This window comes from Arthrobacter sp. CAU 1506 (assembly GCF_005047635.1).
Lineage (GTDB): Bacteria > Actinomycetota > Actinomycetes > Actinomycetales > Micrococcaceae > Crystallibacter.
Window position 1 is genome coordinate 1 of sequence record NZ_SUKC01000020.1, and the last position, 13009, is coordinate 13009.

A 13009-nucleotide genomic window follows, 5' to 3' on the forward strand; every position below is an offset into this window, starting at 1 on the left:
GGTCGCTTGGAGCACCTTCGCGGCTCAGCCCTCGGATTCCGCAACCTCACCAACTACATCGCCAGATCACTGCTCGAAGCCGGCGGATTCAGACCGCATTTACACTCTCGATTCCGATGAGCCCGTTTACCTCGCCTCCGATCATGGCTCCAGACCGATCCGGTTACGGCCACGCACGAGCATGACGACTACAACCGCGTACAGCAGAGCACCCTCAGTACCGTACCAACGGAAGAGCACACCCTATCGTTCGGTGAAGTGGACCTCCGCCTCGGAACTACATGGACAGCTCGACGGGGATCGACGTACAAGGGGTTTACTACTCACGGCTACATCGTGACAACTTCCAAAGAACCCGTTGAACTCCAGCAACATCTAGGCTTCCACCAACGAGTCCGAAGCCTAATGATTCTTAGTTCTGGCCGTCCTTCCGCCTTTGCACAACATTCGGCCCGGGTCAAAGCCGATGGTCCTAGCTCCCGTCTAACACACTTCACCACTTACGGAGAGCCTGAAGATGGAGACCTGACCAATTCCTGGACGAATGACCACATCTGCGGCTGGGACCATGCTGACACCGCAAAGCTTCGGTCATGGTTGTCAGGCGATCAAGCACTTTACGATGCGGCGCTCCCGGCGGTGGAATTGCTTCACCGCCCAAAGTTCAGCGCGAAGGATCGAGTCATTTACATGGGGATCGTCGCCGAGAGCCTTGGGCAATCCCTCCCAGAGGCGGACGGGGAGAGAGACACTTATGATTTCCGAGGGCGCAGGACTCATACTACGTACGTGATGCGATGCATCGTCCATTCCAAGCTTGACGTGTCCAAGTGGATGGACGACATTGCGAATTGGGCCCGAGGAATCTCCAAGTACTACAACAAGACGAAGCACTTTCAACCGGATCTGACGCCAGATCCATCTGTTGCGGGGATTCTTGGACGGTTCATGGCGATTGCCATCAGACACGTTGCGGTCCGCCAGGCACTTGTTGGACCAGACTCTGAATCGCAGAATTTAATCGTTGACGCAGAGAGCATGCGTGCTCTTGAAGGGCTTGCGTACATCAGACTCGGAGACGACTGTTGGCCGACTTATCACGTCCTCACTGAACGAGCCGACGAGGATGATGCAGACGAGGCGGATGAAGAATCGCTGATGTGATTTCGTTAGCAGATCTAACGAACCCATCGTGCTCATTTTCCGTGCCAGGGCTGCGGCTTTACTGCGTCAGCTAGGTCGGACAGGCCTAAGAGCACCGACAGGCAGAGGGTTGCCGGGATAAGCCGTCGAAATTCCATGCTCCGGACCCCACCGGTGCAATCGAGCCGCCGCTGGAAACACCAGCCTGAAAAACTTTTAGTCTGCAGGAGGTCCAGCAGACACGGCGCTTACCTAGTCGTTTTCGCGGCATTCTTCATGGCGTCGAGGATCTCGGCCCGGTTTTCAGGCCGGGTGTTGAGGTTGGTGGCGCTGGGGTGGGGGACTGCCTGCCAGTCGAGGGAGCGGATCCGGGATGACCGGGTCCGGAGGATCTCCCATCCTGTCCTGGCATGGGCGCCCAGGGTGATGACCAGGTCAAGATGTCGAAACAGGCCCAGGACTGCCTCCAGGTGCTGCGTCGCCTCGAGCACGTCAGTCAGTCGGGTGGTCTGGGTCCGGGTTCCGTCCGGCAGATACCATGGCACGATGTTCCAGAGGGCGAAGGCCTGGCGGGGCAGGTCCGCCTCTTGTGCCAAGGTGAAGCAGCTGGCAGCGGTTGCGTCGTTGTTGTCGGTCGAAATCAGTCCCGAGCCACGGGAGGCTGAGGACCGGCTGCCCGGGGCCTCGAGCAGGAAAAGGATTCGGGCGTATATGCCGCCGCCACTGGGATCGAACCACGGCACCAGCGATTCGGCGGCCGCTTGGCGTCCTATCCGCATCCGGTTCAGGTCTCGGACCTTGTCGTTGAGTTCTTTGACATGCGGTGAGTCCAGCAGCGCCAGCTTCCGGTCCACCTCTGCAGGATGCCGGTGTGCCCGAGGACTGTCGGGCCACGGCGCATGGTCGTCGAAGTGGCTCATGCGGGTGTGGCTTTCATTTGCGGGAGACCTTTCATTGGTGCGGCATCAGGAAGCCGGTGTCCGTTTCACGATGCGGTAGACCGTGCTGCGGGCAACCTTGAACAGCTCGGCGATCTCGGCGGTGGTGTGTTGTCCTCCCTTATATAGGGAGACGAGGTGGGCTTCCTGGCTCTTAGAGAGTTTGGGCTGTTTGCCTCGGAGTCGGCCTTTGGCTTTGGCGACCTGCATGCCTTCGCGGGTGCGGGCTCGGATGAGGTCGGATTCGAATTCAGCAACCATGGCCAGGACGTTGAAGAGAAGCCGACCGACCGGGTCGGTCGGGTCGTGCACCGATCCTCCTATGCTTAACTTCACCTTCTTTTTTGTCAGTTCTTCGACGATGTCGCGGGCATCGGGCAGGGACCGTGCGAGCCGGTCGAGTTTGGTGATGACCAGGGTGTCGCCGGCGCGCACGGCGGCGAGAGCTTCACGCAGTCCGGGCCGGTCCCTGTTCCGGCCAGTTAATCCGTGGTCAACGTAGATCATGTCTTCAGGGACGCCGAGAGCGGCGAGTCCGTTACGTTGCGCGGTGAGGTCCTGTTCATTGGTCGAGACGCGGGCGTAGCCGACGATGTGTGCTGGCATAGGCTCAACTGTAGCGGTTGAGATACCTAAGCGAGACAGTTTTGCGGGCGGGGTATACGCGAATCGAAGAAGTGACTATTTGTATGGATTTTTCGAGGCGGGGAAGTGGCAACTTAGTGTCGCGGTGGAGGACCCGCTACGGGACAGTTGCTCAGGTCCTGTGCAGAAGGTCGGAAGGCTGAACGGCGCAATGGGCGTAAGCAGCCGCTCGCACCTTTGTTCTCTGGAGCGGGTCGTCCTTATGTAATTTCAGGTTGAACGGCCGGCCTCCTGGCTTTTGCACTCTAGGCCGGCGCCGCAGCTGGTCCACGGAAGGACCGGGACCAGCTGCGGCGGCGGCTGTCTGGCCGGATGGGGGGGCTGGCTAGCGCTTCTTGGGGCCGATCCCGAATTCCATGAGGTCCTCGCCGACGGTCAGTTTGCCGGTGTAGCCCTTTTGAGCCTGGCGCCAACGGGCGACCGGATTGTTCGGCGGAACGAGGTGGGAGAGGATCAGGTTTTTGGCTCCGGCAGGTTCGGCGACGTCCCGTCCCACTTCCTCGATGCTCGTGTGCGAGGCGAGCAGATGCTCCTTGAGTGGCCCGCCGATCGCGGGTGGCAGCGAGGCGGCGAGATTCTCGGCGAATTGCGGGTCGATGACTTCATGTACCAGGTAGTCGCAGTCTTGGGCCAGGTCGATCAGGTTCTGGCTTACGCAGGTGTCTCCTGAGATGACAATGGATCCGTCCGGGGTGTCGAAGCGGTAGGCGAAGACCGGGGCCGTCGGACGGTGGTCGACCAGAGTAGCGGTCACGGTGACGTCTCCGTCCTTCCACACCTGGATGGGGGCCTCCAGGCGCGGCGGGATACCTTCCGGCGTCGCCGCCCAATACTGTGAGATATCGATGTCGCGGACCTCAAAGGTCCGGTCTGGGTTCACATTGTTGCTGTCTCTGGCGCGGTCGTTGAAGTCTGCGGCGAAGGCTTGCCGAAGGTATCCGGTCATTGCGGCGATGCCGGGCGTGGGGTCCTCCGGGTTGTACAGTTCGGGTTCGGGGCGGCCGGGCGGGAAGACGCGGACGAGGCTGCCGCGGTCGCCGGGGCCGAAGACGCGGATGGGGTCCTTGGTGGGCCTGCCGGTGATGTTCATGTCCGTGGTGGCGTAGACAGCCGGCCATTCGACGACGTGGTCGCTGTGCAGGTGGGTGAAGAAGATGCCCCGCACGTTGGCCATGGACGTTCCTCCGAGTCCCTCGGCGCCGAGTCCGGCCTGCAGCAGGCGCATCTGCGCGCCATGGCCGAGGTCCACAACATAGACCTTGTCCTCGTAAACAACCGCTGTGCTTACGCCGTAGCGGTCCTCGCTCATGAGCGCCGGGCCACCCGCGGTGCCAAGCAGGACCACGCGCGTACGGTGTTTGGGCCCCTTGTGCCGTCCGGCTGGGGCGGCTACTGCAGTCGGAGCTGCGACCCCGGCCAGCCCTCCGGCGACTGCCGCGACCCCTGCCACCCGCAGGAAACCACGCCTCGACGACGGCGGGACCTGATTGAGGGCCTTTGAAACGGCATCATCACACATTTTGTCTCCTTATCAGCCGGGATCTTCCTCGACGACCGGCGCTGAAACTTACCTATGCTCCTGTCCGCTTCGGACAACAGAATGACAAGTCAGTTAACTATGTGTTTCGATACCCTAGTCTGTAACGCAGGTCATATCAATATGCGGTGAAGCAACGGGAAGGCTGGCATGGTTCCGGTGCGGAATGCGTGGCCGACGGCAGGGCATGACCCAAGCTGGGCTGCCGATGCCCGGTTGGACGCGAAGGTAGTCCTCGGTGTGAACCCCACGCGTTCGTGGCGTCATTAGCCCGCCCTTCGCCCTCAAGGTGCCGGTCGGTAGGTCCGAGAGGACGATGGCTGGCTGCAGTACAAGTCCTCCAGCCTGCCGGTTCCGGTTCTGCGCGGTGGCTGGAGCACTTGGTCTGGCCGGTACCGGTCAGCGATTCCCCTTCGGGGTCGTGCGGTCAATGCATGATGGGTCCATGGACTTTGTGCCCTCGATGCCTTTGAGGGTTCCGCGCGGGCCGGCTATGTAGCCGCCGATATCGCAGCGGACTCCGACGCCCGTGTTCGGCGAAGCGGGGCCGGTGCCGTTGGGGCCGCCGAAGCTGGGGGTTTCCTTGTCTTCGCTCGCCAGGTTGACTCCGGAGTTGTGGGTTGCCCGGACGGCGTCGCCGGTATTCCCTTCGATGGTGTTGCCTGTGACGTCGGCCTGCGAGGCGCGGTCAATCACCACGCCGTGGCTGCCGTTGCCGGAGATCGTGTTTCCGGCGATCCAGGCACTCGACCAGCGCCCCACTTGGATCCCCGGGCCATCGTTGTTCCGGATGATGTTGGGCGTCGCTTGCTGCTGTGTTGGAATGGTAAAGCCGATCCGGGCGTACGAGTTCTCCTGGATGTTGATTCCGTAACCGCGGTTGTTCTCGATGGTGTTGTTGACAATCTGCCCTATGCTGCCCTTGTCCAGGTGGATGGCGCCGCCCGACTCCCGGATGACGTTATTGTTCACGACGACGGTCGCGGGGCCCGACAGGTGGATGCCGTGGCTGCCGCCGGAAATCGTGAATCCCTTGATAGTGATGTCCGTTCCCTCGATGAACACGGCAAACGCGGCTGGGCTGGTGGGCACGATGCTGGCATCGGGCCCTTGGATGGTCGCGCTACCCTGCCCATCCAAGGTCACCTTGGTGAGGCTGCGGGGAATCAAAACGCTTTCCTTGCAGGTTCCGCTCACCGTGAGGGTGTCACCTGACTTCAGGTTCGGGATGGCCCCACTGATGGTCTCACCGCGGTCGCAATTGACGTCGTGGGCGCCCGGGTCTGCCGCGGCGCTGACTGATCCTGCACCGAGTCCGATGACGGTAACCGGAAGGGCGAGGGCCAGGGCAGCCAAAGTGGCTTGTCGGGATCTGCGCCGCATTTTGAATTTGTGGGTTTTCATGGCTTTCGGCCACCTTCCTGCTCAACGAATGGCTGGCGCGGCTGCCTAGGGCGCCTCTGCCCGTGAGAGGCAGCCGCTAGACACAGCCTGCAAGTTGACTTGACATGGTGTCAAGGAAATACGTGCAGTGCGTCACACAGTTCCGTGGCTGCGTCACACAAATGGCGGAAGCGCACTTTAGTAGCCCCGTGCCCGCCGCGGTGACGAACCTACGTTGAGTGCGGCCACTCGAGTCAGGAAGCCGGCTCGGCTCTGTGGTGAGTAGGTCGGGGACGTGCTTGGCTGGAGCATGCCACTAAAAAGATAAGGAGGGTCAGAGGGGTGAGCAAGCCACCGGCTGACCTTTCAGGCGACTGCATAAGTTCTCAAGTCCTAGTGTCGCGGTGGAGGACCGGCTTGTGGGACGGTTAGAACGAGCGCGAGTAAGAGACATGATTCGCTGTATTTCGTGGGGTGGTGGGTGCCCGGAAAGGTAACTTCGATGGATCGGCCGCTTCTTGGTCCGGTTTGGCCCTTCTACGTTAGGGGAGGACATCGAGAGCTGCCTGCAAGAATGGGGCATGCCTCCGCATAACTTTCCGATCAGACGGGTGGGCGAAGACCCAGCGCACCTCCTGGACCGAGGTCGGTGGCCGGGGGTCTTGCCCCCTGTCGCCCAGGTACTAGACCACGGTCGATCTGACGCCGGCGACGATCTTCGTCGGCGACAATGGGTCGGGAAAATCCACTCTCGTGGAAGCCATCGCGCTGGCCTATGGCTTGTCTCCTGAAGGCGGGTCTACAGGAGCCCGCCACAGCACCAGGTCTACGGAGTCCGCACTTGCCGATCACCTGCAGCTTGTTCGCAACGCCGGCGCCACAAGACGCGGCTACTTCCTGCGCGCGGAAACCATGCACGGGTTCTTCACCTACCTCGAGAAGAACCCGAGCACCTCGGGTCCGGACATCTCGTTCCACGACATGTCACACGGCGAATCGTTCTTGGAACTGGCGGTGGACCGCTTCCGAGGACGCGGATTATGGGTCCTCGATGAGCCGGAATCGGCGTTGTCCTTCGCAGGATGCCTCAGCCTCCTCGCGGTCTTGAAAGATCTCCTCGCCGAAGGCTCCTCGCAAGTCATCATGTCCACGCACTCCCCGGTTCTTGCAGCACTTCCCGGCGCGCAGATTCTCGAAGTCGGCCCGTGGGGACTCCGGCAGCAAAAATGGTCCGACCTCGATCTGGTTTCCAACTGGCGATCATTCCTGGACTCACCTGAACGATACCTGCGACACCTCTAGGGGCAGCCCGGTCAGGGCCATCGGCGCCGGCGCAGGGTCCGCCGGGGCCGCCGGGCGTGCGTGGCATGCAGTATTCCTGAAATGGTTCTAGCCGGCGTTCGCCCCGGCGAGTTGGACGGCGACGTCGATGATCATGTCTTCCTGACCGCCGACGTAGCCTGCCCTGCCCACTTCCTCGAGGATCTTCCAGGCCGGGACGCCGTAGCGGGCTTCGGCGCGTTCGGCATGAATGAGGAAGGAGGAGTAGACCCCGGCGTAGCCCTGCATGATTGAGGCCCGGTCCATGACCGGCATACGGGTGATGTAGGGCTTGACTACATCCTCGGCGGCGGCCATCAGGGCCTGCACGTCGACACCGGTGTCGATGTCCAGCCGGTCGAAGGCGGCGGCGAGCACCTCGGTGGGGGAGTTGCCGGCACCGGCACCCAGAGCGACCAAAGTGCCGTCGATCTGCCTGGCCCCGGCGCGCACTGCGAAGACGGAGTTGGCCACGCCAAAGCTCATGTTCTGGTGGCCGTGGAAGCCGACCTGCGCGTCGGACCCGAGCTCGGCCACGAGGGCACCGACGCGGTCGGAGACGTCCTCGAGGATCAGTGCACCGGCGGAGTCGACCACGTAGACGCACTGGCAGCCGGCGTCGGCCATGATCCGGCCCTGGCTGGCCAGTTCCTCGGGGGTGGCGCGGTGGGAGAGCATCAAAAAGCCCACGGTTTCCATGCCCAGGTCCCGGGCATGGCCGAAGTGTTGGATCGACACGTCCGCCTCGGTGCAGTGGGTGGCGATGCGCGCCACGGAGGCCCCTGCCTCGTGCGCCTGGTTCAGGTCGTGGATTGTCCCCAGGCCCGGGAGCATCAACACGGCGATCTTCGCCTGCTTCGCCTCGTCGACCGTGGCGCGGACCAAGTCCAGCTCCGGAGTGAGGGAGAAGCCGTAGTTGAAGGAGGAGCCGCCCAGGCCGTCGCCGTGGGTAACCTCGATGACCTCGACCCCGGCGTCGTCCAGCGCCCGGACCGTGGAGCGGACGTGCTCGACGGTGAACTTGTGGCTCATCGCGTGCGAGCCGTCGCGCAGTGTGGTGTCGGTCAGGCGAACCCGGTACTTCGAATCGGCAGTGGCGGTGTCGGTGGTGCTCATGCGTGTGCTCCTGCGGTGTTTGCGGGGCTGCCGGCCAGCTTGCGTTCGGCCAGCAGGTCGGCGGTACGGGCGGCGGCGGCGGTGATGATGTCCAGGTTGCCGGCGTATTCGGGCAGGTAGTCGGCGGCGCCCTTGACCTGGATCCAGACGCCGACCCGGCCTTGGCTGTTCCAGTCCTCCCGGGCGGGGTCGAACTGCGGGTCCACGCGCAGCGAATAGCCGGGGACGTATGCCTGGACCTGCTCGACGGTGCGGGCGATCGACTCGCGGATCGCGTCCTGAACCGGGCCGGGTTCGGCGGCCTCGGCTGGAATGGCGGCGTAGACGGTGTTGCGCATGATCATGGGAGGTTCGACCGGGTTGATGATAATGATCGCCTTGCCCCGTTTCGCCCCGCCGACAGCCTCGAGGGCCTTGGCGGTGGTTTCCGTGAATTCGTCCACATTGGCGCGGGTGCCCGGTCCGGCGGACTTCGAAGCGATCGAGGCGACGATCTCTGCGTAGGGCACCGGGACCACCGAGGAAACCGCGGCGACGATCGGGGTGGTGGCCTGCCCGCCGCAGGTGATCATGTTGACGTTCTCCGCGGCCGGCACCGAGTCGAGGTTGACCACCGGGCAGACATAGGGGCCGACGGCAGCCGGAGTCAGGTCGATCGCGGTGATCCCTGCCTCCGCGTAGCGGGGCGCGTTGGCGGCGTGCGCCTTGGCCGAGGTGGCCTCGAACACGAAGTCGGGCTTGTCGTCCTGGGCCAGCAGCCAGTCCACGCCCCCGGCGGAGGAGATCAGGCCGAGCCGGGCGGCGCGGGCGAGTCCGTCGGAGGACGGATCAACGCCAATCATGTATTTCGGTTCAATATGCTCGCTGCGGCGCATGAGCTTGAACATCAGGTCAGTGCCGATATTGCCGGAACCGACGATCGCAGCCGTCATTTTGGGCATGGGTATGTCCTTACATGCAATGGATGATGAAGCCTGCCGCCGGCAATCCGGGGCAGCAGGCACTAGATGAAGTGGATGGTCAGGGACCCCAGGTCCCCGAAGTCTGCCGTGGCGGATTCGCCGGCGATCACCGGCAGCGCTTTCGTGAAGGACCCTGGCAGCACCAGTTGCCCGGCATCCAGGGCCACGCCCTGCTCGCCGAGCACGTTGGCCAGCCAGGCCAGCGGGGCCACTGGATCACCCATCACGTCCTCTCCGGTGCCTGACTCGCGCGCCTGGCCATCAATGACCAGCGTGCACCGCACTGAGGCCAGATCGGCAACGTCGACGTTCAATGGGGCGGTACCCACCGCGATCGCACCGCAGGATGCGTTGTCCGCCACGGTGTCCACCAGATGGATGTCCCAGTCGGCGATGCGCGAGTCGATGATCTCGATCGCCGCATAGACCTCCCCGATCGCTGCGCGGGCCTGTTCCAAGCTCACGCCCGGGCCCTGCAAGGGCGATTTGAGGACGAAACCGAACTCCGGCTCAACCCTCGGAGCAATGAACCCGGCAGCCGGGATCCGGGCACTCTCGGAGTAGACCATGTCGTCAAAGAAGAACCCGAAGTCCGGCGAGTCCACGCCCAGCTGGGCCTGCATGGCCGGCGAGGTCAGCCCGACCTTGCGCCCGGCCAGCACCCGGCCCGCGGCCAGATGGGTCTGGAGCTGAAAGAACTGCACTGCATAGGCATCGTCCAGACCCATCCCCTCGATGCGGTCCCGCAGCGGCGGCACCGGTGCCAAGGTTCGGGTAGCAGTTACCAACTCGTCGGCAAACTGCTGGAGACCGCTTGTCGCGATGGAGGGATTCACGTTTGCTCCTGTCCTTTTCTGAGCCGCCGGAGCGGCTGCGTGTCGGCGGCAAGAACCGCCTATTACACCAGCGTTGATTCGAGAGTTTCGGGTGCGAACAGCTCGTGCGGCTCGAGTGGCCGGGCTGCAAGGCCCTGATCGTAGGAGTATCGGAGGAAGGTCCGCAGGGTCTGGTCATTCCGGTCCAATCCGTACGGCCAGAAGTCCTTGCCCATAATGGACCGGGTGCGCTCGACCTCGTCGAAGAGCCACGGCAGCATGTAGCGCATGGTCGCTGTCTCCTCGAAGTTCTGTTCGCAGAGTGCCTTGGCCTCGGCGAACGCGTCGTACAGCGAGCGGGCGAGCCAGCGATTGCGTTCGTAGACGTCGCGCCGGATGACCACTACATGCATAATCGGGAAAATGCCGGTCTGCTCGAAGTACTCGATGTCGGCAGACCCGGACGGATTGAAGAGCCGGCGGACGGAGTCCGAGCCGAAGCTGCGGGGCTCCCGCGGTGTATAGAGGGCATCGATCTCGCCGGTGGCGAGCATTTCGGACAGAGTCTGGTCCGGCCCGATGGGAGTCAGCTTCACATTGGCCGGCAGGTCGACCTTGAGCTTTTCCGGGCGGCCGGGATCGTGCAAACCGCCGGTGCGGTAGTGCACCGATTCGACCGGAAGACCGTGGTGGTCTTCGAGAATGCCGCGGATCCACACGTTCGCCGTGAGCTGGTATTCGGCCAGGCCGACCTGCTTGCCGGCCAGGTCCTCGGGCTTCTCAATTCCTGATGAGGCATTGACGTAGACGCCGCTGTGACGGAAGAACCGCGAAGGGAAAACCGGAATCGCGATGAAGGGTGCGTCCCGCGTCAGGCTGATGACATAGCTGGAAAGTGACATCTCCGCCGCATCGAACTCCCGGAACCGCGCCATTCGGAAGAACGTTTCCTCCACTTGCTGCGGCAGATAGGTGAGGTCGACTCCAGCCGGTTTCACGCGTCCGTCACGGAGCGCCTCCGTCCGGTCGTAGCGCTCACAGGCCAAGGTGATGGGAACGGGCATGCTACCGCCCTCCGGTCAGGAAAGCGCCGACGATGCGGTTGAACTGCTCGGGCTGTTCGAACATCGGCCAGTGGCCGGAGTCCGTGATCATATCGAACGCTGCGTTGGGCATGATTTCCGAGGCGCGGCGTCCGACCTCCGGCGGAGTCGTCGGATTGTGATCCGACCATAGAATCAGCGTTTCGTTCTGGATTGAGCGCAGATCGCTTTCGGTCAGCATGTAGGGCCGGTTCGCTTCGCCGGGTGCTTCCTCGACCAGCCGTGGCATCGCGGCCACGCTGTCCGGAAGCGTATAGATCCGGTAACGCGTCTCGACCAGTTCATCCGTGACGGTGGCGGGATCGTACATCAGCCACTCCAGGCGCTTGCGCACCGACTCCAAAGTGGGCGCGTCCAGCGCCTTCTTGGTGACGGCGCTGACGGTATCGCCCACCTGCTTGCTTTCCTGGGCACGGGCCTCGTCGTCGAGCAGGATGCCGGCGCCGGTGACGTGGACCAGCTTGCCGACCCGCTCGGCATGGATCTTGGCTGTGTAGAGGGCGATCCAACCGCCAAGACTCTGGCCGACGAGGTGCGCCCGCTGGATCCCCAACGAGTCCATGAACGCGATGACATGTTCGGCGAACAACGGAGCAGTGTAGGGGCGGTCGGTCGGTTTGTCCGTGTAGCCGTGTCCGATCGCGTCGATGGCATGAACGTTCAGGCCCTGTTCGGCGAGCTGTGCGACGTTCCGGGACCAGCCTTCAATGTGCCCGGTAATGCCCCCGATCATGATGACGTGGTCGTCGCCGGAGCCCGCCTCTAAAGCCCGGGTGCGCCACGGCCCGGCCAGGTGGTACCGGACTTCGGCGCCGAGGGTGTCTGTCCACAAAGACATGGTGTGATTTCCTTACTTTCGGTTAGCTGCGGAGCGAGAGGGTGTGGGAGTAGATGTCCGGGTTGGCGACGCCGGCAAGGACCAGCAGGGTGCGCATCACCAATGGGTTGACGCCCAGATCGACCAGGGCCGCTGCATCGAGATTCAGCACCGCTTCGCGTTCGTCGTCACTCAGCGGGTACGTCTCCAGCACGGCGGCAGGCTGTTCCAGGAGCCGGTCAACCAGGCCGTCCCGGCGTTCAAGGTCCCGGACCAGCCGGTGGACCCCAACGACGCTCATGCCGCCACCTCCAGGTTGATGATGCCGATGCCGGTCACCCACGCGTGCATCGGCGCTTGAGCAAGGACTTCTCCGCCGGTTGCTCCAGCACAGGCGGCCGCAACAATCCAGGTTCGGATTTCCAAGGCGCCGTTGCCGGCTTGTTCCGCGATATCGTCGTCGGTCATGGCGGTGAGGGCGTCAAGGTCGCCCCGCGAGATCAGCTCCAGGACGCGGCGGTCCCAGTCTTCGTTGATCTCTCCCGTCTGAGGCAGGCCGACCCAGTGCGACAGACCGCCTGTGGCGAGCACGGCGACGGTGAGGTCATCAGGCAACTCCGTCAGCGCTTCCCGCAGCGCGCGTCCCAAGTCCCGGCACCGTTCGAGCGACGGCAAGGGCGGCGTGTTGCAATTGACGAATAGCGGCACGATCCTGCGCTGATCCAGGCCGACCCGCTGGATGGGAACCATGTAGCCGTGGTCCAGCGGCATCTCCAGACTGCGGGAGACGTCAAAACCCCGTTCCAGCAGGGAGCCCACCAGTGAAAGACCCACGCTCTCGTCTCCGAGCACGGTATTGCCTGGTATCCCGTGTTCGTTCCACGCATCGTGCTTCGTTGCGGCCCCGATGCAGAAGGTCGGATAGTTTTCCAGCCCGAACGTCTCGTAATGGTCAGTGCCGATGATCAGGACGACGTCGGGGTTTGCTGACTCAAGGTCGGCCGTCATGCGTTCCCAGCCCTGGTGGAGGCGGGGGCTGAAATCCGGGTGGGCATCTGGGCTTCTCAGGATGCCGCTAACGTGCGACGTAGCGCCTGCATAGACGAGTCTTGCCATGGTGTCCGTTCCTTCCGTTCGAGGAGATAGCGGGGACGATGTGACTGATTGGGATGATCCGGGGCCGCGAGATGCGGCCTAAGAGGTGATGTGACTCACTGGCAATGAAAGCAT

General features: G+C 63.1%; 12 protein-coding genes and 1 pseudogene. 2 read left to right on the forward strand and 11 right to left on the reverse strand.

What is annotated here, in order from left to right; all coding sequences use genetic code 11:
• Nucleotides 1-822 precede the first annotated feature (822 nt).
• Nucleotides 823-1164: a hypothetical protein gene (locus tag E4J89_RS19590; RefSeq protein WP_205754527.1), complete on the forward strand. Its 342-nt coding sequence runs from the start codon at nucleotides 823-825 to the stop codon at nucleotides 1162-1164.
• A gap of 227 nt (nucleotides 1165-1391) precedes the next feature.
• On the opposite strand, the gene E4J89_RS17355 is transcribed toward E4J89_RS19590, so the two are convergent.
• From E4J89_RS17355 to E4J89_RS17370, 4 genes are all read right to left on the reverse strand, one after another.
• Nucleotides 1392-2063: a uracil-DNA glycosylase gene (locus E4J89_RS17355; RefSeq protein ID WP_136787472.1), complete on the reverse strand. Its 672-nt coding sequence runs from the start codon at nucleotides 2061-2063 to the stop codon at nucleotides 1392-1394.
• A gap of 45 nt (nucleotides 2064-2108) precedes the next feature.
• Entirely contained in the window at nucleotides 2109-2687 is a 579-nt protein-coding gene (locus tag E4J89_RS17360) for a recombinase family protein (RefSeq protein ID WP_136787473.1), read from the reverse strand.
• Nucleotides 2688-3051: 364 nt separating this feature from the next.
• Entirely contained in the window at nucleotides 3052-4245 is a 1194-nt protein-coding gene (locus tag E4J89_RS17365) for an MBL fold metallo-hydrolase (RefSeq protein ID WP_136787474.1), read from the reverse strand.
• Nucleotides 4246-4662: 417 nt separating this feature from the next.
• Nucleotides 4663-5667 carry a right-handed parallel beta-helix repeat-containing protein gene (locus E4J89_RS17370; RefSeq protein ID WP_136787475.1) on the reverse strand — a complete coding sequence of 335 codons (1005 nt, stop codon included), beginning with the start codon at nucleotides 5665-5667 and terminating at the stop codon, nucleotides 4663-4665.
• Between the two features lie 560 nt (nucleotides 5668-6227).
• Between E4J89_RS17370 and E4J89_RS17375 the strand changes: the two are divergent.
• Nucleotides 6228-6948, forward strand: a pseudogene (locus tag E4J89_RS17375) (AAA family ATPase).
• A gap of 87 nt (nucleotides 6949-7035) precedes the next feature.
• On the opposite strand, the gene dmpG reads toward E4J89_RS17375, so the two are convergent.
• The 7 genes from dmpG to E4J89_RS17410 all read right to left on the reverse strand — a co-directional run bounded on the left by dmpG (nucleotide 7036) and on the right by E4J89_RS17410 (nucleotide 12895).
• Nucleotides 7036-8082, reverse strand: a complete 1047-nt coding sequence (gene dmpG, locus E4J89_RS17380) for a 4-hydroxy-2-oxovalerate aldolase (RefSeq protein ID WP_136787476.1) — start codon at nucleotides 8080-8082, stop codon at nucleotides 7036-7038.
• Entirely contained in the window at nucleotides 8079-9023 is a 945-nt protein-coding gene (locus tag E4J89_RS17385) for an acetaldehyde dehydrogenase (acetylating) (RefSeq protein ID WP_136787477.1), read from the reverse strand. The genes dmpG and E4J89_RS17385 overlap by 4 nt, the downstream gene beginning before the upstream one ends.
• Nucleotides 9024-9085: 62 nt before the next feature.
• The gene (locus tag E4J89_RS17390; protein ID WP_240691966.1) at nucleotides 9086-9880 is read right to left on the reverse strand and encodes a fumarylacetoacetate hydrolase family protein; all 795 of its coding nucleotides are present in this window, start codon (nucleotides 9878-9880) and stop codon (nucleotides 9086-9088) included.
• 62 nt (nucleotides 9881-9942) lie between these two features.
• Nucleotides 9943-10923 (reverse strand): ABC transporter substrate-binding protein, encoded by a 981-nt coding sequence (locus tag E4J89_RS17395; RefSeq protein WP_136787478.1) that lies wholly within the window; start codon nucleotides 10921-10923, stop codon nucleotides 9943-9945.
• 1 nt (nucleotide 10924) lies between these two features.
• Nucleotides 10925-11800 carry an alpha/beta hydrolase gene (locus tag E4J89_RS17400; protein ID WP_136787479.1) on the reverse strand — a complete coding sequence of 292 codons (876 nt, stop codon included), beginning with the start codon at nucleotides 11798-11800 and terminating at the stop codon, nucleotides 10925-10927.
• Nucleotides 11801-11822: 22 nt separating this feature from the next.
• Entirely contained in the window at nucleotides 11823-12080 is a 258-nt protein-coding gene (locus tag E4J89_RS17405; RefSeq protein ID WP_136787480.1) for a hypothetical protein, read from the reverse strand.
• Nucleotides 12077-12895 (reverse strand): hypothetical protein, encoded by an 819-nt coding sequence (locus E4J89_RS17410; RefSeq protein ID WP_136787481.1) that lies wholly within the window; start codon nucleotides 12893-12895, stop codon nucleotides 12077-12079. The genes E4J89_RS17405 and E4J89_RS17410 overlap by 4 nt, the downstream gene beginning before the upstream one ends.
• Between the last annotated feature and the right edge of the window lie 114 nt (nucleotides 12896-13009).

What these genes read in the sequence shown, in the direction of transcription:
- E4J89_RS17370 (WP_136787475.1), bottom strand. Translation starts at nt 5,667, where the DNA reads ATGAAAACCCACAAATTCAAAATGCGGCGCAGATCCCGACAAGCCACT.
- E4J89_RS17410 (WP_136787481.1), bottom strand. Translation starts at nt 12,895, where the DNA reads ATGGCAAGACTCGTCTATGCAGGCGCTACGTCGCACGTTAGCGGCATC.
- E4J89_RS17355 (WP_136787472.1), bottom strand. Translation starts at nt 2,063, where the DNA reads ATGAGCCACTTCGACGACCATGCGCCGTGGCCCGACAGTCCTCGGGCA.
- E4J89_RS17365 (WP_136787474.1), bottom strand. Translation starts at nt 4,245, where the DNA reads ATGTGTGATGATGCCGTTTCAAAGGCCCTCAATCAGGTCCCGCCGTCG.
- E4J89_RS17400 (WP_136787479.1), bottom strand. Translation starts at nt 11,800, where the DNA reads ATGTCTTTGTGGACAGACACCCTCGGCGCCGAAGTCCGGTACCACCTG.
- E4J89_RS17360 (WP_136787473.1), bottom strand. Translation starts at nt 2,687, where the DNA reads ATGCCAGCACACATCGTCGGCTACGCCCGCGTCTCGACCAATGAACAG.
- E4J89_RS17395 (WP_136787478.1), bottom strand. Translation starts at nt 10,923, where the DNA reads ATGCCCGTTCCCATCACCTTGGCCTGTGAGCGCTACGACCGGACGGAG.
- E4J89_RS17405 (WP_136787480.1), bottom strand. Translation starts at nt 12,080, where the DNA reads ATGAGCGTCGTTGGGGTCCACCGGCTGGTCCGGGACCTTGAACGCCGG.
- dmpG (WP_136787476.1), bottom strand. Translation starts at nt 8,082, where the DNA reads ATGAGCACCACCGACACCGCCACTGCCGATTCGAAGTACCGGGTTCGC.
- E4J89_RS17385 (WP_136787477.1), bottom strand. Translation starts at nt 9,023, where the DNA reads ATGCCCAAAATGACGGCTGCGATCGTCGGTTCCGGCAATATCGGCACT.